Source organism: Primorskyibacter aestuariivivens, assembly GCF_028023675.1.
Lineage (GTDB): Bacteria > Pseudomonadota > Alphaproteobacteria > Rhodobacterales > Rhodobacteraceae > Marinovum > Marinovum aestuariivivens.
Genome location: NZ_JAQIOZ010000005.1, coordinates 268,667 through 289,925 on the forward strand (window position 1 = coordinate 268,667; position 21,259 = coordinate 289,925).

Below are 21,259 nucleotides of genomic sequence, written 5' to 3' on the forward strand. Positions count from 1 at the left end.
GTAGCCTAGCCAACGTCCATGAGGCATATAGCACACAACCCCGCCCAAAAGGTCACAAGATGCCTTGTTTCCATCACAAAGGCCGACTGCCATGAACGAAAAACTGCTTTTGAAGGCCATTCGGGAATATCATAAATTCCGGCGGAACATCCGCTCCTGGAACAGGGCTTTGGCGCATATGGCATCTCCGATTTCGGATGATTATTCTCGCGCGCCTTTGTCTCTGGACAGCGTAGCCAAATCGGCGATTGGTCAGGGCATCCATGATCATCAGGACAAGAACGTCCCGGCTTACTATTCGACTTTCTGCGGTCCGACATCACGGCTTACATTCCGCCCTCAGAAACAAATGGGCGCGTATCCCAAATACTTCGTGTCAAACAACCCCAAGGTTCTGCAAATCGTCAATGCCTATGGGTGGCGACCGATCTTTCTTGATCTGCCAATCTCATCCAATCCCATAGAATCCGCGCATCAGGCAAAAATCGCCAAAGCGGTTCCGCATCTCTTCCCGGACCTGCGCCAACATCGCTATCTGATCTATGTGGATGACAAGCAAGGCGTGAAACCGGACAGGATCGAAACCGACCTTGCCCGATTGAAGTCAGAGCGGTCACCAATGGCTGCGGCCTTGTGGAGTCATATCTCCGGCAACATCCTGTTGGAATATACAACCGGTATGCTGAACGAACGCTACCGCCTGCAATCTCACCACATGGCCAGATACACGATGCAAAAGCTGGCCAAAGGTGCGCAGCTTGATCATGCGCGGTGCTTTGCAACTGGGTATATTCTCCGAGATACTGAACACCCCTTGCACGACAGCCTTTCCCGGAAATGGTATGACGATATCATGGAGTGCGGTGTCCTCTGCCAACTTTCGTTCAATTTCCTTGCACAAGAACACGCCGAGATTATTGATCTGCCACCCTTGAAGGCAAAAAAGAGTTTTCTGGAGCACGGCCCACAATCATAGCGAGGTTGCAACGGAGCGCTTTGTCAGACCGTCTCGTGTTCGAGATGCAGCTTCATGTCAATGAGCACCTGCTGCAGTGCCAGCGTCTCCTTGAGCATGCGCTTTGCCTCGTTCACGGTGATGATCCCGTCCTCGATGGATTGGGAATACTCGCTCATCAGCATGGCAAAACGCTGGCTCAACGCCACAACATCGGCGTTCACGCAGCCAGAGCTTTCCGAATTGGACCGGCGCGATTCAAAGGACAGCGTGATCCCGCGCAATTCGCTGAGCGCCGCCGTGACATGCGGATAAGAGGACGCGGCCTCTAACGCCGCCACCGCGTCGATGGGCATGAAGCGGTCGGCGTGTTCTTCGTTGTCGGAATAGTACCGGCCCAGCGTGGCCTTGGACTTTCCGGTCAGTTCGCATGCGGGTTCGATCCCTACATCCTTGACCAATGCTTCCGTGTGCTTCTTGAGATAACTGCCAACGCCCGCCATCGCTGCTCCTGCTTTACATCCCTCGCAATGAGGGGAAACCCAAAACCTTTTTCCCATTAATAGCTTTAACAGCTTTTGTCATCTTTGAAACACCCCCTGGCTCAGGGGGCGTAACGAGTAACCGGTTTCCCAGGCCGGTGTCAGGGTGGGGTTTGTAGCGTGTCCGTCTGTGGGAGGCGGAGCCGGAGGTCCGGCAGCCACGCTGCACCCCTTTCATTCGCGCAATCCGCGTTGGTCAAAGACCAATGCTGTTTTGGCGTTTCCCGGAAGTTGCCACTCACACCGTCCCCACCCTGACAGTCCCTGGCCTTGCTGGGCCAGACATGTCTGATCCGGTCATTGTTGGGTTGCTCTGGCGGATTTGCCACGGCATAGGAACGCCATGGCCAAGCTCTATTTTCACTATTCCACCATGAATGCCGGCAAATCGACGCTGCTGCTGCAGGCCGCGCATAACTACCGCGAACGCGGGATGGAGTGTTACCTGCTGACCGCTCAACTGGACACACGCGCGGGTGAAGGACGCATCGGGTCGCGCATCGGCATTGGCAGCGCGGCGGACACCTATGCGCCCGACGAGGATATGTTTGCCAAGATCGCAACGCGGCTCGAACAAGGGCGCGTTGCCTGTGTCTTTATCGACGAATCCCAGTTTCTCGAACCTGAACAGGTGTGGCAACTGGCGCGCGCGGTCGATGACCTTGGCGTGCCGGTGATGTGCTACGGGCTGCGGGTGGATTTTCAAGGCCAGCTTTTCCCCGGCTCGGCCACGCTTCTGGCGCTGGCCGACGAGATGCGCGAGGTGCGCACCATCTGCCATTGCGGGAAAAAGGCCACCATGGTGGTGCGGCAGGACGGCGAAGGCCGGGTGCTGACCGAAGGCGATCAGGTGCAGATCGGCGGCAACGAGACCTATGTCAGCCTCTGCCGACGTCACTGGCGCGAGGCGACAGGCGACCACCCCTAGAGCATGTCGCGCAAAAGTGGGAACCGGTCTTGCGCGCCCCGGACATGCGAACTCTAGGCGCGTTCGACCAGCACCGAGCCCACCGAATATCCCGCCCCAAAGGAACAGATCAGCCCGGTATCCCCGGGTTGCAGATCATCGGAATATTTCGCAAACGCGATGATCGAGCCCGCGGACGAGGTATTGGCGTAATCCTGCAGGATATTGGGCTGTTCCCCGTCCTCCGGCACACGGCCCAGAACCTTGCGCCCGATGAAGTCATTCATCGCCTTGTTCGCCTGATGCAGCCAGAGACGTTTCAAATCGTCCTGCGACACACCTTCGTCCGCCATGTGATCGGCAGTATGGCGTGAGACCAGCGGCAGCACCTCCTTGAAGACCTTGCGCCCTTCCTGCATGAACTGCATGTCCCGGCGATCCTCCATCTGGTCGCGGGTGCGGCGCAGGAAGCCATTGTTGTTGCGGATATTGTTGGAGAACTGCGTCGCGCAGCGGGTCGAGCGGATCACGAAATGCGCGCCATTTGCCTCCTCGGCGCGTTCGATCACAGTGGCCGTGCAGACATCGCCAAAGATGAAATGACAATCCCGGTCGCGCCATTCCAGGTGGCCGGAACAGATCTCGGGATTGACCACCAGCGCGCAGCGCACGGAACCTGACCGCACCATGTCGGCGGCGGCCTGAATGCCGAACGTGGCCGAGGAACAGGCGACGTTCATGTCAAAGGCAAAGCCCCCTGCCCCCAGAAGATTTTGAATTTCAATGGCAATCGCCGGATAGGCGCGCTCATGGTTAGAGGCCGCGCAGATGATCAGGTCCACCTCCGACGCGTTCCGCCCAGCCTGTGCCAGCGCCTTGGCACAGGCGTCCAGCGCCATCTCTGCCATGATACCGGGGGCATCATCGGAGCGCGGGGGCAGGTTCGGGAACATACGGTCGGGGTCCAGCACACCGGCCTTGTCCATCACGTAGCGTTGTTCGATGCCTGATGCCGAGACGACGAAGTCAGACGAGGAATGCGCCTTGGCCGCGACCTGACCGGCCTCGATGGCGTCTGCGTAGCGGGCATTGAAGCGGTCCACATAAGAATTGAACGCCGCCACCAATTCGTCATTGGTGATGATCTCTTCCGGGGTAAAGACCCCGGTTCCGGTGATGGCGGGGATATGCATGACAGGCCTCAAATGCGCTTGATCCACTGGACCTCAAAGCATGTGAGGGGTCAAGGGTGACGCAGGAGGAAGGGGGCGCTGCCCGGGTGGTCTCCGACTCTTCGGCACTGAGATTGATCCCCCGGATCAATCTACAGGCGTGCCTCTGCCCCCGAGGTATTTTGAAACAGAAGAAGATACGGGTCACACCAGATTTGGAGGTGTTTCGCCTGCAAGGAACGCGCGCAGGTTGTCGACCGCCATCAGCCCCATATCGGTGCGCACCTCTTCCGTCGCGGTGCCCAGATGCGGCAGAAGCACGGCGTTTTCGCAGGTTTTCAGCGCCTCGGGCACGTCCGGTTCGTGTTCATACACATCCAGCCCCGCCGCGCCGATCTGGCCGGTTTGCAGCGCGGTGATGAGCGCGGCCTCGTCCACCACCTCACCACGGGCGATATTGATGAAGCGCGCATGGGGTTGCATGGCGGCAAAGACCTCGGCCCCGATCAAGTGTTGCGTGTCCGCGCCCCCCGGCACCGCGACGACAAGAAAATCGACGCGCGCCGCAAGCTCGGTCAGGCTTTCGACCTGTGTGGCGGGCAACCCCACCTGTTTCGGCGAGCGGTTGTAGAAAGAGACCTGCATGCCAAACCCGTGGTGGCAGCGGGCGGCAATCGCCTGGCCAATCCGGCCCATACCAATGATGCCCACATGTTTGCCGGACATGTGCAGGCCCAGCATCTGGGTCGGGTGCCAACCCGCCCAGTTGCCGGATCGCACCAGCCGCTCGCCCTCTCCCGCGCGCCGCGCGGACATGAGCATCAGCGTCAGGGCGATGTCCGAGGTCGCGTCGGTCACCGCGCCGGGGGTGTTGGTCACGGTGAGCCCGGCAGCTTGCGCTGCCGCCACATCGATATGGTTATAGCCTACCCCGAAATTGGCGAGGATACGCGCGCGGGGCTTGGGCACATCGGTAAAGACATAGGCCGAGAACATATCGCCCAAGGTTGGCAGGACGGCATCGTAATCTTCCAGCGCGCCGCGCAGTTCCGCATCCGAGAGCGGTGTGGTGGCGGGCCGCAGCGTGACATGGCCCAGCTTGTGCGCCTCTTCGAGCACAGCCTCTGGCAAGGGGCGGGTGATCAGGATCTCGGTCAATGCATGCGCTCCCCGTTTGCGACGGTCTGATCGGGGGCGAGCAGGACAATGCCGCCCTCTGCGTCTGATACCCCCAGCGTCAGAACCTCGGACATGAACGGCCCGATCTGGCGCGGCGGGAAATTCACCACCGCCATGACCTGCCTGCCGACGAGGGTCCCGGGCGTGTAGTGGTCGGTGATCTGGGCCGAGGTTTTCTTTTCGCCGATCTCCGGGCCAAAATCGATCCACAGCTTGATCGCCGGTTTGCGCGCCTCGGGGAAGGGTTCGGCGCGGGTCACGGTGCCCGCGCGGATATCGACCTTGAGAAAATCGTCGAAACTGATCTCAGCCATTGGACAGCTCCTTTGAGCGGTCCGTCGCGGCCTTGACCGCGCGGTTCAGCAGCGCCGGAAAGCCGCTTTCCTCATCCATCAGCACCTCCAACGCGGCTTGAGTCGTTCCGTTCGGCGAGGTCACGTTGATCCGCAACTGGCCGGGGCTCTCGTTGGCCTCTTCGGCCAGCACACCTGCCCCCCCCACGGTGGCCTTTGCCAGCTTCATCGCCAGATCCTCGGGCAACCCCTGCGCCACGCCCGCGGCAGCCAGCGTTTCAATCAGGTGGAACACATAGGCCGGGCCGGAGCCGGAAACGCCGGTGACCGCATCCATCTGGGATTCGTCGTCCAGGCGCACGGTCTGGCCCACGGCCTGCAGGAGCGTTTCGGCAAGGCTCAGATGCGCCTCGGTCGTCCGGGCATTGCCGACGATCGCGGTGATCCCCCGCCCCACGGCAGCGGGTGTGTTGGGCATAGCGCGGATGATCGGGCTGTCTGCACCCAAGGCAGCCTCGTAGCTGGCCAGTGTCACCCCGGCGGCGACCGAAACAAAGAGCGTGTCGCCGGTGGCCATCGCCTGAATCGCGGGAAGCGCTTTGCCCATCATCTGGGGTTTGACGGCGATCAGTACGATTGCGGGGTTGGCAGGCAGGTCGGCATTGATATGCACACCCTGCGCCTGCAGCCAGTCCGAGGGATTGGGGTCGATCACATGCACCGAGGTCTGCGGCAATCCATCCGCCAGCCAGCCCTGCAGCATGGCGGACCCCATCTTGCCACAGCCCAGCAACACAAGGCCCCGCTCGGCCACATCTGTCATGCTCATTCGCCCCTCCCGTTCATCGCGTTCGGGGCGAAGTGTTACGCGCGGCCGTAGGCCTCTGCAATGGCGACCTGCATTGCGTCCTGCGGCGTGCGGTTGCCATAAATGACCAATTGCAGCGCCGGGTAATAGCGTTCGGCGCTCAACACGGCGGCGTTGATCATGGTGTCGATCTGTTCGGGGCTGGCCACCTGTCCACCAGCCAGAACGAGCCCGTAGCGATAAACCATCAACTGATGGCTGGCCCACCAGGTAAAGGCCCCGGCCCAGCACTGATCATTGATGACGTTCAGCGTCTCGTGCAGCTCGGGGTATTTCTCTTCCGGCGGTTCCATTTCAAAGGTGCAGATGAGCCGGAGCGTCTCGTCATAGGCCGACCAGGCCAGCGTGATGGAATAGGTGCGCCACTGGCCTTCAACCGCCATGGCGATCTGGTCGTCATGGATGCGGTCGAAATCCCAATCATGGTGTTCTGCGATATGTTCAACGATATCTATAGGGTGAATATCGTCTTCCAGAAACTGCTCGGACAATGCCATTGCGCCACCTCTTTTGTTTGTAGCACAAGGGGGTGGCAGCGCCCCAAGCGCTAGGTGCCTGCTCTAGGGGCTGTGGGCGGTAATCCCGGCCCCTACCTGATATGGTGAGGGGTCGGGAAGCTCATGTAAAGCGATATTTTTGTGACTCACACATTAAGTTGTGGATGAAACACGTGTTGGCACAAGGGTTATGCACAGGGGTGGGTACGGGTTTATGAAAGGCCAAGGGGCCTAGAGTCTCGATTTGGTGCCACTTGACCGCATGCAAGTGAGACATCCCGTTTTGCCACATTAGTCGAAATAGTCACACCCCGGGTTCATTCGGCGTCCAATGCTCCGAAACCCGTCGAATTCGATACACACCTCGCCGTCTTCCGTGACTGTGAGTGCGCCATTCGCAATGCAGGCATTCAACGTTTCGAAATATTGTGACAACGAAGCCGATATTCGCGACACGCCTTCTACGTAAGTGAGTTCGTAGACTGAGCCATAGGTCGCGGAACCTTCCAAGCTGTTCACCAGCAAACGAGATCCTTCGCCGGGCGTACCAATTGGAATAAATGCGCTGGGCCAATAGTTTTCGAAGGAATGATCTTGCTCCCGAGTACGGCTCGACATCTCATAATCAAGTGAGGCTTCTTCAACGCCCAAATAGCAAAACGTGCCATCCAGCCAAGTGTATTGCAGCAGCGTTCCTGCTGGAACTGACATTCCATTGAAGATTGATCATAATATTCGCAATTCTTCCGGAATAGAGACGTTATCGAATGCGTCGAATGCGGAAATTTCATGTGTGCCGGGGCAAGAGCCATGAAAGCGCTTGGGCCTTTTGAAGCGCGATAAAGGCAAGAAAAGTTTGGAGTTCCGATTGCAACGTGATTTGACCGCCCCTTCGAGTATTCGTTCTCTTATCACTATAGGGTCTTTCTGCGATTTGCGTATTCCTAAAGAACCATATTTTGTTCACACCGTTCCCTCCAACAAAAAAGGGGCCGCCCGAAGGCGACCCCAATTCTTCCCGTAGGACAGGCGTGGTTTACATCATGCCGCCCATGCCGCCCATGTCGGGCATGCCGCCACCGGCACCTGCGCCTGCGGGCTCGGGCTTGTCGGCCACCATTGCTTCGGTGGTGATCAAGAGGCCAGCCACCGATGCCGCGTCTTCCAGAGCGGTGCGGACAACCTTGGCGGGGTCGATCACGCCGAACTTGAACATGTCGCCATATTCTTCGGTCTGGGCGTTGTAGCCAAACTTGACGTCGTCGCTTTCGCGGACCTTGCCAGCCACGACCGAGCCGTCAACGCCAGCATTGGTTGCGATCTGACGCAGCGGTGCTTCCAGCGCGGTGCGCACGATGGCGATACCGCGGTTCTGGTCGGAGTTGGCGCCTTCCAGATCGGCAAGCACTTTCGCGCCCTGAACCAGAGCAACGCCGCCGCCGACAACGATGCCTTCCTGCACGGCTGCGCGGGTGGCGTTCAACGCGTCGTCCACACGGTCCTTGCGCTCTTTCACTTCCACTTCGGTCATGCCGCCGACGCGGATCACGGCAACACCGCCTGCCAGTTTGGCAACGCGTTCCTGCAGCTTCTCACGGTCGTAATCCGAAGAGGTCTCTTCGATCTGGGAACGGATCTGGGTAACGCGCGCTTCGATCTCGGCCTTCTCGCCAGCACCGTCGACGATGGTGGTTTCGTCCTTGGAGATCGACACTTTCTTGGCGGTGCCCAGCATGTCCATGGTCACGGATTCGAGCTTCATGCCGAGGTCTTCCGAGATCACCTGACCGCCGGTCAGGATCGCGATGTCCTGCAGCATGGCTTTACGGCGATCGCCGAAGCCCGGTGCCTTGACAGCTGCGATTTTCAGGCCGCCGCGCAGCTTGTTGACCACGAGGGTCGCCAGCGCTTCGCCTTCCACGTCTTCGGCAATGATCAGCAGCGGTTTTTGCGACTGGATCACCTGCTCGAGCAGCGGAACCATTGGCTGCAGCGAAGAGAGTTTCTTTTCGTGCAGCAGGATCAGGCAGTCTTCCAGCTCTGCAACCATCTTGTCGGAGTTGGTCACGAAGTAGGGCGACAGGTAGCCGCGGTCGAACTGCATGCCCTCGACAACGTCGGTCTCGGTCACGAGGCCTTTGTTCTCTTCAACGGTGATCACGCCGTCATTGCCGACCTTCTGCATCGCGTCTGCGATCTGCTGGCCGATCTCGGCTTCGCCGTTGGCAGAGATGGTGCCGACCTGCGCGACTTCAGCGCTGTCGCTGACCGGGCGTGCGGCGTTTTTGATGGCTTCGACAACCTTGGCAGTGGCCAGGTCGATGCCGCGCTTGAGGTCCATCGGGTTCATGCCCGCGGCCACGGCTTTCATGCCTTCTTTGACGATGGCTTGCGCCAGCACGGTCGCGGTGGTGGTGCCGTCGCCGGCCTCGTCATTGGTGCGCGAGGCGACTTCTTTCACCATTTGCGCGCCCATGTTCTCGAACTTGTCTTCCAGTTCGATTTCCTTGGCGACCGACACACCGTCCTTGGTGATGCGCGGTGCACCAAAGGATTTGTCCAGAACCACGTTACGGCCTTTGGGGCCGAGGGTCACCTTGACCGCATCGGCAAGGATGTTGACGCCCTTGAGCATCTTGTTGCGGGCTTCGGTATCGAATTTGACGTCCTTAGCAGCCATGTTGCTTGCTCCTAACTTGAGAATTGAATGGGGGTTCGGCGCTCAGGCGCCGGGGGCCTTGGATCAGGCCATCACACCCATGATGTCGGATTCTTTCATGATCAGCAGCTCTTCACCGTCGAGGGTGATTTCGGTGCCGGACCATTTGCCGAACAGGATCTTGTCGCCAGCCTTGACGTCCATTGCGATGCGATCACCGTCGTCGTCACGCGCGCCTGCGCCCACTGCAACAACTTCACCTTCCTGCGGCTTTTCTTTTGCACTGTCAGGAATGATCAACCCGCCTGCAGTTTTTTCGTCGCTCTCTACACGGCGAACCAGCACGCGGTCATGAAGCGGAGTAAATGCCATCTTTGCAGCTCCTTGGCTCAAAGTTAAATTTCAGGTCCCCTCGCTCCCTGGAGGGTATTAGCACTCACCCTGTTCGAGTGCTAACGGCGCATAGTTAGGGAGTCCGATTTTTCGAGTCAACAGCCGACATGCAGAAAAATTTTCGCTTCGCGCTATTGAACAAACCGGAGTCACGACAGGGCTGCGCAGTCCACCTTCTGCAAAACCGCGCTGTCCGCTACACTCCAAATGACTGACGGTTTCTCGCCGCGTGACCCGGGAGTATGACATGACACCCTTCGAGGCTGATTTCGTGGAACAGGGCAATGGCCCCACCGTCATCCTATTGCATTCCAGCGTGGCAGGCGCGCGGCAATGGCGGGGTCTGATGGACCGGCTTGCAGGCACATATCGTCTGATTGCGGTCAACCTGTTCGGCTATGGCACAACGCCGCCATGGGATCTGCGCCGCCCTCAAAGCCTTGAGGATCAGGCCCGGCTGATCGAATCCCTGCTCCAGGGAGACCGGAGCAGGGCCCGCCTGGTCGGGCATTCCTTCGGAGGCAGCGTCGCCATGAAAGCCGCAACGCTGTTTCCTGAAAGGATCGACAAGCTGGTTCTGATCGAGCCGAACCCGTTTTACCTTTTGGCACAGGCGGGTCGCAGCGACGCCTATGCGGAGGCCGAAGCGCTCCGTGGGTGTATCAAGACGACGGGTGCAACGGGGGATTGGCCACGGGCGGCTGCGGAATTCGCCGATTACTGGACCGGCGCGGGAAGTTGGGACCGGATGCCTGAGGATCGAAGACAGAAATTCGCGCAAGCTCTTAAGCCGAATTTCCACGAATGGGACGCCGTCATGACGCCCGATCTGCCTCTGTCGGACTGGCATGCGCGCTTGCCGCGCGACACTACGGTGATGCACGCGGCGGATACCGTCCGCTCCATTAGGGAGATTGTCGAACTGCTCGCATCCGGTCATCCGGGGTGGAGGTTTGAAACCTTTGAAACCGGCGGCCACATGGCCCCTCTGTCCCATCCGGATATGGTCAACGCGGCCGTGAAAAAGGCGCTGGCCTGACCTGTCCCGCTACCCGCCGGTCAACCGCGCATAGAGGATCAGCTCGGGCCGGTATTCGAAATGCATCCCGTCATAGTGATGCCACTTGCCACCCCAGATGAAACCGTAGCGTTCCATCACGCGCACCACGCCTTCGGGAATGCCATTGCGATAGTCGCCCACCTGCCCTTCCGGTTCACCGCCCCAGCGCCAGTAGCCGCCGTATTTGGTGTTCAGGTCAATCGCGATGCCAAAGGAATGCGCGCTCAGCCGGTTTGTCCCCGAAATCTTGCGCCAGTTGAAGCTGCCGCCCACATTGCGCAGGCTGGGATGAGAGGCGTCAGGCCCATCGCCGATCTCCGCCATCGCCTTGGCCAGTTGGCAGGCCACGCCGAATTTGCCGGTCACGTAGTAATTGACGCGGCCTTTGCCCCGGAACTGCACCTTTTGCAGCGACGCCCGGGCGTCAGCCTCGCGGCCAAACCAAAGCGCGCGGAAAAACGCGTCATCGCGCACACGTCCCGGATCATGCCAGGCGCTCTTGCGCGGCTCCAATGTGTACGCCAGAGGATAGGGGTAGCGGAATTGCTCGGCGATCCGAGCGTCGGTCAAAAGCGTCTTGGGCGCGCGCCCCTCGTCCCGCCCCAACGGCAGAACCGCCCCGCCCGGCACGATGACCTGCCCGGCAGCGATGTCCACGCGCACCCCCGGATAGGCGATCTCAAGCGCAATCTCTATGGGCAGGCGGTCGCCGTCCGGCAGGTCCATGGCCAGAAAATCCCGCGCGCCACAGTCAGCACCCAGCGCGGGTTGGGCCAGGAAGCTCAGAACCAGAAGCCCCTGCTTCAGCCGTGTCAGCATCCCATCTGGCTTTCCAGCCGCTTGATCTCGTTCACGCGGTTGCGTTCGGCATTGGTCAGGCTTGGGTTCGAGGTGAAACAATCGGAATTGTCGAACGCGGTCTTGCCCCGGTCTGTCTTGAAGCAATAGCCGTTGCGATCAAAGATCGAATTGCGCTCATACCACAGGTCAGTGCAGGACGCGCCCGCGCTGATCGCCCGCGTGGTGCGTGACGGGCGCTGGCCAGACGGGCTTTGCAGGAAACGGCCATAGGCCCATCCGCTCACCCCCTGATAGCTCACCGCGCACCAGCGGTAGCGGTAATTGAGATGCGCCTGGCAATCGGTGACATAGACCCCGGTGGCGTTGTAAGGCAATTCGGCGACCACATCGTAATCATAACCATATTTCGATTTCCCCGGCCCGGTGCGCAGGTTCAGCGTGTCATTGGACGCCACATCGACAACCGAATAATACCCCTGAAACGCCGACGTTCCTGCCGTTCCGCCACGGCCCATATATTTGCCGCCATAGGCCCACCCCTTGATGCAACCATAGGTCAGGCTGCACCAGCCACTGGAGCGGCAACTCACATTCGAGATGCCCACCGCGTTATAGGGCAATTCGCCCACCGCACGCGCGTCGCCATCGGGCCCGGAGCGCACGAACAGCGTGTCGTCCGACGGCACACCCGTTACCGCCCAATCCCCGTTCAGCGGCGCACATTGCCCAACCGGCACCGGCTGTGACGGCGTCGGGGGCGCGGGGTTGACCGGTGTCGGATCGGGCTGGTTATAGGCAGCCAGCTTGTCCTTGGCCTCATCCGCATAGCGGCCTTCGGGAAAGGCGATCAGATAGGTGCGATAGGCGTCTTCGGTGTCCTGCGATACGGTGTATTGCCAGAATTCCGTATCGGCCATGTCCAGCAGAAGCTTGCGCGCATCCGCCGCCTTGGGATGATCGGGGTAGCGGCGCACGAACTCTTCCAGCTTTTCCTTGCTGCCGCTCTGGACCGCATCAAGGAAAACCAGCAGCGGGTCTTCCTGCATCGGCGGCTGCTTGGGAGCTTCGTCTTCATCTTTCTCAGGCAGTTGCGGAGATTCCCCACCCGTTGGCGGCGCAGCCACAAGGTAAATCGCCTCATCCGGCAATTGCATCCGCTCGATCGGCACCTGCTGGCCGTCCGTTGCCTCGCGCACCAGTTTGCGCACCTTGCGGAACATGCGTCCCACTTCCAGTCCCGGCTCGTCCAGCACCTGCAACAGGGCGGCGGTATAAGGCGAATGCATCGTGTCGCCATCCGCCGCCGTGCTGCCCGCCTGAGCCGCGAAGCTGACCAGCAGTCCGGATTGCCCCTCGATCGACACGGGCGCCAGCCCGCGGCGCAGCGACCGCGTGCCATCGGTGCGTTGCATGGCGGCGGCAAAAGGATTGTCGCGACAGGCATCCAGCATGATCAGCCCCAGCTTGCCCGCCTGTTTCACCGTGGTCAGCATGGAATCGAGCGCCACAGTCTCGAATGTCGCCGTCGCCTCGGAGCGCATGCGCGCATCCACAGGGATCAGGTAATTGCGCCCGCCCATCTCGATCCCGTGGCCCGCGTAAAACACCAGTGCAATATCCGAACTCAGCGCCTTTTCCGTGAACTCGCCCAGCGCGATGCGGAAATCCTGCCCGCTCAGGTCCTCGCGCAGCATGACATCAAAGCCGATGCGCCCAAGCTTGTCCGCCATCGCCCGCGCATCATTGGTCGGATTGGCCAGGACGCTGGCGTTTTCATATGTGCTGTTGCCAATGACGAGGGCCACGCGCTTTTCCGCCTGCGCCGCGCCTGCTGCGAAGACCAGTAGCACCAAAAGATATTTCAAGACTCGCATAAGTGGTCCCCCTTACCCGCCGAGCTTGCGAATGCGCTCTGCCGACATTTCCGCAACGCAGACCGCCACACCGCTGCCTCGTCCGGCACAAGTTGTTTCGCGCTGCCGAATCCACTCGCGTTGTGCTGTGGCGGTGGTGGCGCCCCGCGCACGGGCATTCTGATAGGCCTGCAACAGGTGTTGATCCTGCCGGGCCAGCGCATCGCTGGAGCACAAGGCACGCTCCACCGGCGTGCTGGCTTTGGCACAACTGAAACTGGGGGCGATATTGCCTGTGGGCCGCCCAAAATTCAGCGCGTTGATACGGTCACCATTGATCTGCCGGACACATGCGGCGATCCGGTGCCCGGTAAATTCACAGATTGCCCCGCGTTCCTTGATCCATTGCCGCTGGTCCGCAGCCGTCACTATGTTCCTGTCGCGCGCCCGGGCATAGGCACGGGCCAACAGGTTATCCTGTTGCGCAAGTCCCTGATCCCCGCAGATCGCATGTTCGATATTGGTCGCGGCCCTCGCACAATCGAAACTGGGTTGCACCGTGTTGACCGGAGGCTGTGTCACGGGCGGCTGTGTGACTGGCGGTTGCGTCACAGGCGGTTGGGTCACGGGGGGCTGAGTGCTGGGCGGTGCTTCGACCACGGGCTCCTCCGGCGCGGTCAACTCGGCGATCCGTTCCTTGGCCTTGTCCACATATTGCCCGTCGCGAAAGGCGATCAGATAGCGGCGATAGGCCTGTACCGTGTCCGCCTCGACCGTCTTCTTCCAGAACTTGTCATCCTGAAGCGAATGCACCAGCTTCCGCGCGTCCTCGGCCAGAGGATGATCGGGATAGCGGTTGATGAATTCGTTGAGCGGTTCGATCTCGCCGCTGGAAACCGCATCATAAAAGGCCACTGTGGGGTCTTCCTCGACCTGCGGTATCACGGGCGGCGTGGTCTCTCTCTCGTCTTCGCCCCCCGGCTCAACCGCAACGGCCGGCACAAAATAGATCGCCTCATCAGGCAATTGCATGCGTTCTATTGGCACCTGACGCCCATCCGTAGCCTCACGCACGCGGGCACGCACCTTGCGGAACATGCGCCCGACCTCCAGCCCCGGCTCGTCGATCACATCCAGAAGCGCATCGGTATAGGGGCTGTGCATGCCGGTGCCGTCATCGGCGGTGCTCCCCTCCTCCGCCGCGAAACTGACCAACAAGCCCTGCTGCCCTTCGATCGAGACCGGTGCCAGCCCGCGGCGCAGCGACCGCGTGCCGTTGTTGCGCTGCATGGCGGCCGCGAAAGGATTGTCCCGGCAGGCATCCAGAAGCACCATGCCCAGCTTGGACGCCTGCGTGACCGAGGTGATCAGCGTGTCCAGCGACAGCGCCTCGAACTGCGCGGTCGCCTCGGAGCGCATCTCGGCATCCACCGGGATCAGGTAATTGCGCCCGCTCATTTCGATCCCGTGCCCGGCATAGAAGACCAGCGCAATTTCCGCGCCCAGCGCGGCCTCGGTAAACTGGCCCAGCGCGATGCGCATTTGTTGGCCGCCCGCGTCCTGATGCAGGAACACCTTGAAGCCCAGCCCTTCAAGCTTGTCCGCCATGGCCTGCGAGTCATTGCGCGGATTGGTCAGTGCCGTCGCATGCGCATAGTCCGAGTTGCCGATGATGAGCGCCACTTTGTCCTGCGCCCAGCCCAGCCTGGGCAAAAACCCGATCACCAAGACAAGAAGCGCGCGCCAGATCATCGCCTAACCATCCTCCGTATACAGCCCGATAATGCCCGTCTGACATGTCCCCCGCCCCAGCACCGTGGGCAGCGTCTCATCATCGGGCACCAGTAGCCCGTTGTAGCGCGCCAGTTCGCGGCGCAGATCCAGCGGCGGACGGGAACAGAATATCGCGACAAGCTGATCCGCGCCGGTGGGCGGCGTCACCCGAAACCGCACCGGAAATCCCTCCGGGCCAACCGGTTTATCGCCCGAGGCAGAGAGCGGGTGCAGATATTGCAACGTCCCATCACTGGCCACGTTGAACAGCGTCAGATACCCCAGATCGGGACTTGGCGGCGTGAATCGGTAGCTCACGATGCTGCCCACCGGGTTCAGCGTGTGGTCCTGCCCGGCCTGCATCCTGATCGCAGCACGGTCGGGTTTCTTGGAACCCAGAATGTAGTCCAGCGCCTTGGTCCGCGCGACCAGCCGGTGCGCATCGCCTGTGATCGTGGTGATCCGGTCGCCGGTGTGGTTGAACACATCCCAACGCCCGCCCGAACGCGCCTTGAACCCAAGCTGCGGCGAGGCCGTGACCTCGACCCACGTGCCGTCCTTCAATCCGGGAGGTTTTGGCCCCTCGAACTTGACCGCCACGGCCCCCTTGGGCGGAGGAGCATCTTTCTTTTTCGGCGGCGGTGCCACGGCAAATACCGGGCGATTGTCCCCGCGCGGCAGGATACGGGGCTGCTGGTTCTGCTTCATATGGGCAAAGACCCGGTCTTCCAGAAACTCGGCCAATTCGGCCCGGGTCATGGTGCCGTCGCCATTCACGTCCCCTGCCCCGGTGATCGCCTCGGCAAAGAACCACGACAGCGCACCATGCGATTTGCCGTCGAACCGGGTCTCGGTGACCAGACGGTCTTCGCTGGCCGTGGCAAGGATCTGGGTCACATGGGGCAGCGTATCCTTGCCCGTGTCGCCTTCACTGGCCTCGATCTCGCCTTCGATGGGGGCGATGGGGATATCATAAACCCCGCCATTGCGGGTCAGGCCCATGGTGAACGGGTCCACCTTGCGCGTGAGGCCCGCAGAATGGCAGCTATCCATCACCCAGATGACGTTATAGGCCGAGGCATCAGACAGAAGCTCGCGCAGCTGATCGTCGGACAGCCGACCCTTGCGCGGGTTCTTGGGATCAAAGTCGTGAAACATGATCGTTTCATCTTTTTTGTCCGTCACCTCGTCGAAGGGTTCGCCGACCTCGATCTCCTGCCCGCCATGGCCCGAAAAGGTCACGATGATCGTATCCCCGGGCGACGCCTTGGCCAGCATGGACCGCCAGCCGCTCAGGAACCCGTCCAGCGTAGCGCGCCCATCCAGAAGCAACCGTTCATCAGGCAGATCGATGCCGACGCTGCGCATGGATCCGGCAATGCGCAGCGCGTCATTCACCGCCCCTTCGAGATCGGACAATTCGCCGGGCGGGGCGGGGTGTTTCTGGAAAGCGCGGTAATCATCCACGCCCACCACCATGGCATATTGCGCGGCCTGCGCGACCGGGGCCAGCGTCAGCGCGCAGACCCCGGCGGCAAGTGCCGATTTAACCCTGCAGAACAAGTTCTACCCGCCGGGCAATCGCGCGACGCTCCTCGTTTGAATAGATATAGGGATCGACCAGTTTGGGCGGCTGGTACTCGCCCTTTCCATCAATCTGGATATAGGTCTTGACCCCGTACTGGATCAGGTAGTCACGCACCGCGGCCGCGCGCCGGAAGGACAGGTCAAGATTATACTCCGCCGCGCCCTTTTCATCGGTGTGACCGACAAGCGTGATGTGCTTGATGCCATTGGCAATCAGGAACGCCCCCACCGACTGGGCCTCGTAAACGCCCTTGGGATCAAGCTTGTCACTATCAAAGGCGAAACGGATGGGCAGGAAAACGGTCTTGGTTTTCTTGGCGACCTCATCGGCGACGGCGTAATCGTCTTTCTTGCCACCGGCATAAGGGTCTTTTGCCTTTTTCGGCGGCTCGACATAATCGTTGCCACCGGCATAGTCGTCTTTTTTCTCTTCCTTGTAGTCATCTTTCGGAGCATCGGCGTAGCCGTCCTTGGGCGCTTCGGCATAACCGCCGCCGTCATAGTCGTCCTTCTTGACCTCGTCATAGACCTCCTTCTTGTCATCCTCATAGACGTCGCCGCCATCGGCATAGTCTTCGCCCACGCTTTCAATCGCGATGCCGCGCACCGCCGATTTCAGCACGCCGGACGGATCGCCGCCCCGGGTGATCGTGCTGTCCAGCGTGCCCGCCAGCATCATGTTTTCCTGTGCCAGTTGCGCCAGCCGCTCGGCATGGGGGATCAGCGCCGGGTTGGGCGGAGTCAGCGCCGGGTCGGTGATCGTATCCAGCGCGGCATTGTAGAGCGCCGCCGCCTCTTCGCGATTGCCGCGCTTGGCGGCAATGTCGGCGCGCACCGCCTGCACCGCCCAATGCAGCGCCGGAGCCAGTTCCAGCAGTGCCTCGGCCTCGGCCAGCTTGTCCTGCGCCATGAAGCGACCCGCCCGCGCGGCCAGCACGCCCGAGACCTGGCGCATCGCCTGCACCTCGGCGGATTCGGTGCAAAGCCCGCCCTGCCGCACGGCGGCCAGCGCCGACATGATCTCATCGGTGCTGCCCGCCGCATAGGTGGCCTGCAGCGCCTTGATCGCGTCGCTGCAGCTGTTGGCATGGGCCGCCCCCGCAAGGGCGAGTGTGATGGCAAAAGCGGAAAGTGTGGAACGCAACATGATGGCCTCCTTACTTCAGCACGCTAAAGGTGACGTGGTTGGTGGCGCTTTGACCATCATCCTCGGCCACCTTGGTCGCGGCTTCGATCGCAATGCCCCGGGTCAGCGGTTGGAAATGCTTTTTCGCGTAATCCAGCGCGCCCTCAGCGGTCATGCCGTAGTCGCCCAGACCACCCTCGCGGCAGAAGGCCAGCATGGTCTCGCCGCTGCCCGGCTCGTCAAAGCGGATCTGCAGGCCCGATCCCTCATAGGGGATGCGACGGGTCTCACCGGCCTCAAGGAAGCGCGGCCCCAGGATTTGGCTGGGCAGTTCCTCGATATTCTTGCTCTCTTCCACGTAAAAGATCTGCAATTCGCACTTCTTGTTGGCCTTGACCGTGAACTCCAGAAGATCGTTCACATAGACTTCCGTCTTGGGCACATGCAGCGCCAGCGTCAGACGGTCGGCCTTGGGCTCGTAGCTGGGAGGCTCGTAATCCACCGGCTCCTTGACGGCAGGCTCATAAGGCTCTTCCTCCTTCTTCACCACTTCCTTGACGGCCTTTTCGACCTCTTCCTCATAGGCACCTTGATCATAATCGGCCGCTTCATGTTTCACCGCCTCATAGCCCCCGTCATAGCGGAAGGGCCGCAGGTCCGAGATGCGTTCGAGAATATCACCATAGTATTTCTCGATCTCCGACCGCTGGATCTTGCCGCCCGCATCAAGACGCGAAATCCAGTCGCTGACGATCACCGTCAGGGTTGGATCGCCCATCCGGCCCGCACGGGTGCGGAAGGTGTCCACATCCATGTAGAAGTCCCGCGCCAGTTGCTCGAAATCGAGCGAGTGGAAATGCATGTCCGCGAGATAGGTGACAATCTCGCCCCCGCCCACTGAAGACGGCGCACGCAGGCTGGCCAATTGCCCCCCCGCCGTCACCGAGGTGGCATTCAGCTCTTCCAGCGACGACAGGAACGTGTCGCGGTCCTTCTGATAGTATTCGTCCAGAACATCGTTCTCGACATACATCTCCAGCAGGATTTCCAGCTCATCGCGCGAGAACCGGCGCGAAGCCAGAAGCACATCGCGCAGCTCGTCCTTCTTGGCGATCATACCGTTGTCATGGCAGTCGAAGCAGGAGCGCGCATTCACGATCTCCACGCCTTTGCCAATCGGCTTGGTCCGGAAGGACACGATCGAAGCCGGGCCGACCAGCAGCCGCGCGCCGCGCGCATCGGACAGGTAATAGCCCTGCAAGCCGTTCTCCAGGCTGAAGATCATCTCGCCGCCATCATGTTCGAACGGTTCGGTGCCAGACGGCGTATAGGGCAGATCCGGCGGGCCATCGGGGAAGAGCGCCAGCGATTGCTGACCATCATCGCCCGCAAAGTCATAGGACTTCCAGTAATAGCCGTTCCGGGGCAGGTCGAAACGTTCCAGCATCCGGTTGTGATCGGACACGCCGGACGAGCCCGGCAGCATCGCTGCGCGGATCACATTGGCTTCCTGGATCTCGCGGTCCACGTCCACGCCGATGCGGCGCTCCAGATCCCGGATATGGCCGGTCAGGTCCAGCAGCATGTCGTAATAGGGCGCCTCGGACGCAAAGCGCGCCACCCAATCGGCGCGCATGATCGGCACATAGGCCCCGGTCGCGTCCGACAGAATCTTCAGAAGCGGATCGGAATTCGGGTCCACCGCATAGGGGTAGACCTGCGCCAGCTCTTCCCAGACCTCTTCGTCGAAATCCGCATCCAGCGCGCCTTGGGTAAAGACACCGGTGGACAGCGCCAGCCAATCGTCGAAATCCCAGTCATAATCGCGCAGGTCAATGCGCACCACCGCGCCCTCGGTATTTTCCACCGGGACAACAGCGGCCACGCGCGGCCCGTTCGAGACCGAGTTGATGAACTTGTTGAAACCGGCATGCATGTAATGCATCGGGTTCTTCAACGCGCCCGCGTCATCACAGTCGATCTCGGCCAGGGGCATCTCTGCGAATGAGAAATAGCGGATATACTGGCGGTCACGCTCATCAATCGCGTTGATGTCGGCGGCCACGGCCAGCATGCGTTCATTGCGGGAGAACCCGGCAAAGAGCGGCGCGGGCACATCCTCGGCCGGGGTTTGGGCCACTGCTGCCGGGGCCTCGGGCTGCGCCGGGGTCGAGGCCACGGGCGTGCCGGTGTCGCCCAGGGCGATGATCCAGTCGCGCAGCACGTTCAGCTCTTCCGCGCTCATTTTCTGGCCCGTGGGCATCCGGCCCGCCGCGACCGATTCATATAGCGGCGAGGCGTTGGGATCGCCCGGCGTCAGCACGCGCTTGTCGAACTTCATGTCCGCAATGTCGCCCGTCGGGAACACCCCGTTCCAGGTCTTGCCGGGCGCGTGGCAGGAGCGGCAGTAATCTTCGATGATCTGGTCTGCCTTGGCGACCAGCTGCGGATCGGGACCCGCCGGTTTGGGCGCGGGCGCGCTTGCGTTCGACGGCGGCGGGGTGACCGGCTCGACCGGTTCCTGCGCCTTGCAATAGGCCTCAACCCGCTGCATCAGCTTTTTCGCGCCGGTGTAATCCGGGATCATCGGACCTGCAGGCGTGGCATCGCTGCGGGTGCCGCTGTCGTCGCCGGTCTCGTTATTCACCACAACAATCGGCTCGGGATCAGGCACCGCACCACCACTGCCGCCGGTATCCTGTTCGGTGAGCGAGGCCACATCGAACGGCTTGCCCGTCAGATAGGCATACATCGCCGCCCGGTCGTGCAGCGACAGTTTCGAGGTCAGCCGCGCAATGCGCCGCATCGAAGTCGACACCATGGGGTTGCCATTGAGCTTCTTGGCCTGTGCCATTGCCCCGATGACAAAAGCGTCCGCCCCGTAATTGGCCAGCCGCGTGCCGGTAATGTCGGGAGCATATTCCCCCAGAATGCCAAATTCCCCCTCATAGGCGCGGGTCTTGTCCAGCTCGTATTTGAACCCATAGCCGGTATCGCGCGGCGTGTGACATTCGGCGCAATGGCCCACCGCCTCGACCAGATACTGTCCGCGCGCCATCTGCTCATCGGCAGGCGGGGTCAACGGATCGCGCTTGGACGACCACAGGTCCAGAATGGTCTGGCTCATATAGCTCAGATCGTGTTCGCGGCTTTCCGCATCCGACACCGGCAGCGACGCCATATAGGCCTTCAGGTCCAGCGCATCCTCGGGGGTCATCCGCGAATAGGACGGGTACGGAAAAACCGCGCCGAAATATGTCTCGCCCGACGGAGACACGCCGCGCAGCAGCGCATTGAGGAAATCCGCATTTGACCAGTCGCCAATGCCCGCCGCCTTGTGATGGGTGATGTTGGGCGCATAGAGCTCGCCAAACTTGGTCGAGATTTCCTGCCCCCCCGCGAGGATCGTGTCATCGCCGTCAACCGCGTGACAGGTGGCACAGCCCGAGGCGTTGAAGATCACTTCGCCATTGGCCATATCGGCCTGATAATCTGCGTAATCGCCGCCCGAGAACAGTTCCGGCGTATTGGCCAAAGCCATGGTGCCGCAAAGCGCCGCCGCAATGCTGAGTATGGCAATCGGTTTCATCATCT

18 protein-coding genes are annotated in these 21,259 nt (G+C 61.0%); 3 read left to right on the plus strand and 15 right to left on the minus strand.

Annotation, left to right across the window (positions count from 1 at the left end; all coding sequences use genetic code 11):
• The first annotated feature begins 91 nt into the window (after window positions 1-91).
• Window positions 92-976, plus strand: a complete 885-nt coding sequence (locus PGB28_RS06960; protein WP_271420773.1) for a hypothetical protein — start codon at window positions 92-94, stop codon at window positions 974-976.
• A 23-nt stretch (window positions 977-999) separates the two neighbouring features.
• Here the strand turns inward: PGB28_RS06960 and PGB28_RS06965 are convergent, their stop codons facing one another.
• On the minus strand, window positions 1,000-1,458 hold the full coding sequence (locus PGB28_RS06965) for a hypothetical protein (RefSeq protein ID WP_271420774.1): 459 nt from the start codon (window positions 1,456-1,458) through the stop codon (window positions 1,000-1,002).
• 382 nt (window positions 1,459-1,840) lie between these two features.
• Between PGB28_RS06965 and PGB28_RS06970 the strand changes: the two genes are divergently transcribed.
• On the plus strand, window positions 1,841-2,425 hold the full coding sequence (locus PGB28_RS06970) for a thymidine kinase (protein WP_271420775.1): 585 nt from the start codon (window positions 1,841-1,843) through the stop codon (window positions 2,423-2,425).
• A gap of 53 nt (window positions 2,426-2,478) precedes the next feature.
• Here PGB28_RS06970 and PGB28_RS06975 read toward each other — a convergent pair whose 3' ends face one another.
• From PGB28_RS06975 to groES, 8 genes are all read right to left on the minus strand, one after another.
• The gene (locus PGB28_RS06975; RefSeq protein WP_271420776.1) at window positions 2,479-3,597 is read right to left on the minus strand and encodes a beta-ketoacyl-ACP synthase III; all 1,119 of its coding nucleotides are present in this window, start codon (window positions 3,595-3,597) and stop codon (window positions 2,479-2,481) included.
• 183 nt (window positions 3,598-3,780) lie between these two features.
• Entirely contained in the window at window positions 3,781-4,734 is a 954-nt protein-coding gene (locus tag PGB28_RS06980) for a 2-hydroxyacid dehydrogenase (protein ID WP_271420777.1), read from the minus strand.
• Window positions 4,731-5,069 carry a tRNA-binding protein gene (locus PGB28_RS06985; RefSeq protein WP_271420778.1) on the minus strand — a complete coding sequence of 113 codons (339 nt, stop codon included), beginning with the start codon at window positions 5,067-5,069 and terminating at the stop codon, window positions 4,731-4,733. The genes PGB28_RS06980 and PGB28_RS06985 overlap by 4 nt, the downstream gene beginning before the upstream one ends.
• Window positions 5,062-5,877 carry a pyrroline-5-carboxylate reductase gene (gene proC / locus PGB28_RS06990; protein WP_271420779.1) on the minus strand — a complete coding sequence of 272 codons (816 nt, stop codon included), beginning with the start codon at window positions 5,875-5,877 and terminating at the stop codon, window positions 5,062-5,064. The genes PGB28_RS06985 and proC overlap by 8 nt, the downstream gene beginning before the upstream one ends.
• A 35-nt stretch (window positions 5,878-5,912) precedes the next feature.
• Window positions 5,913-6,413, minus strand: a complete 501-nt coding sequence (locus tag PGB28_RS06995; protein WP_271420780.1) for a type III secretion system chaperone family protein — start codon at window positions 6,411-6,413, stop codon at window positions 5,913-5,915.
• Between the two features lie 291 nt (window positions 6,414-6,704).
• Window positions 6,705-7,124 (minus strand): SMI1/KNR4 family protein, encoded by a 420-nt coding sequence (locus tag PGB28_RS07000; protein ID WP_271420781.1) that lies wholly within the window; start codon window positions 7,122-7,124, stop codon window positions 6,705-6,707.
• Between the two features lie 325 nt (window positions 7,125-7,449).
• Window positions 7,450-9,093, minus strand: a complete 1,644-nt coding sequence (gene groL, locus PGB28_RS07005) for a chaperonin GroEL (RefSeq protein WP_271420782.1) — start codon at window positions 9,091-9,093, stop codon at window positions 7,450-7,452.
• Window positions 9,094-9,156: 63 nt separating this feature from the next.
• Window positions 9,157-9,444, minus strand: coding sequence for a co-chaperone GroES (groES, locus tag PGB28_RS07010; protein WP_271420783.1), 288 nt, complete (start codon window positions 9,442-9,444; stop codon window positions 9,157-9,159).
• 268 nt (window positions 9,445-9,712) lie between these two features.
• Between groES and PGB28_RS07015 the strand changes: the two genes are divergently transcribed.
• A complete protein-coding gene (locus PGB28_RS07015) occupies window positions 9,713-10,504 on the plus strand; it encodes an alpha/beta fold hydrolase (protein WP_271420784.1) in 792 nt (263 codons plus the stop codon).
• Window positions 10,505-10,513: 9 nt separating this feature from the next.
• On the opposite strand, the gene PGB28_RS07020 is transcribed toward PGB28_RS07015, so the two are convergent.
• Genes PGB28_RS07020 through PGB28_RS07045 form a run of 6 tightly spaced genes read right to left on the minus strand, consistent with a single transcriptional unit; the run spans window position 10,514 to window position 21,254 of the window.
• Entirely contained in the window at window positions 10,514-11,344 is an 831-nt protein-coding gene (locus PGB28_RS07020; protein WP_271420785.1) for a M15 family metallopeptidase, read from the minus strand.
• Window positions 11,338-13,200 (minus strand): caspase family protein, encoded by a 1,863-nt coding sequence (locus PGB28_RS07025; RefSeq protein WP_271420786.1) that lies wholly within the window; start codon window positions 13,198-13,200, stop codon window positions 11,338-11,340. Before PGB28_RS07025 ends, PGB28_RS07020 begins: the two co-directional genes overlap by 7 nt.
• Window positions 13,201-13,212: 12 nt before the next feature.
• Window positions 13,213-14,931, minus strand: coding sequence for a caspase family protein (locus tag PGB28_RS07030; RefSeq protein ID WP_271420787.1), 1,719 nt, complete (start codon window positions 14,929-14,931; stop codon window positions 13,213-13,215).
• A gap of 3 nt (window positions 14,932-14,934) precedes the next feature.
• Window positions 14,935-16,515, minus strand: coding sequence for a caspase family protein (locus PGB28_RS07035; RefSeq protein ID WP_271420788.1), 1,581 nt, complete (start codon window positions 16,513-16,515; stop codon window positions 14,935-14,937).
• Window positions 16,499-17,686: an OmpA family protein gene (locus PGB28_RS07040; RefSeq protein ID WP_271420789.1), complete on the minus strand. Its 1,188-nt coding sequence runs from the start codon at window positions 17,684-17,686 to the stop codon at window positions 16,499-16,501. Before PGB28_RS07040 ends, PGB28_RS07035 begins: the two co-directional genes overlap by 17 nt.
• Window positions 17,687-17,696: 10 nt before the next feature.
• Complete coding sequence (locus tag PGB28_RS07045; RefSeq protein ID WP_271420790.1) at window positions 17,697-21,254, minus strand: c-type cytochrome; 3,558 nt, start codon at window positions 21,252-21,254, stop codon at window positions 17,697-17,699.
• Window positions 21,255-21,259 lie beyond the last annotated feature (5 nt).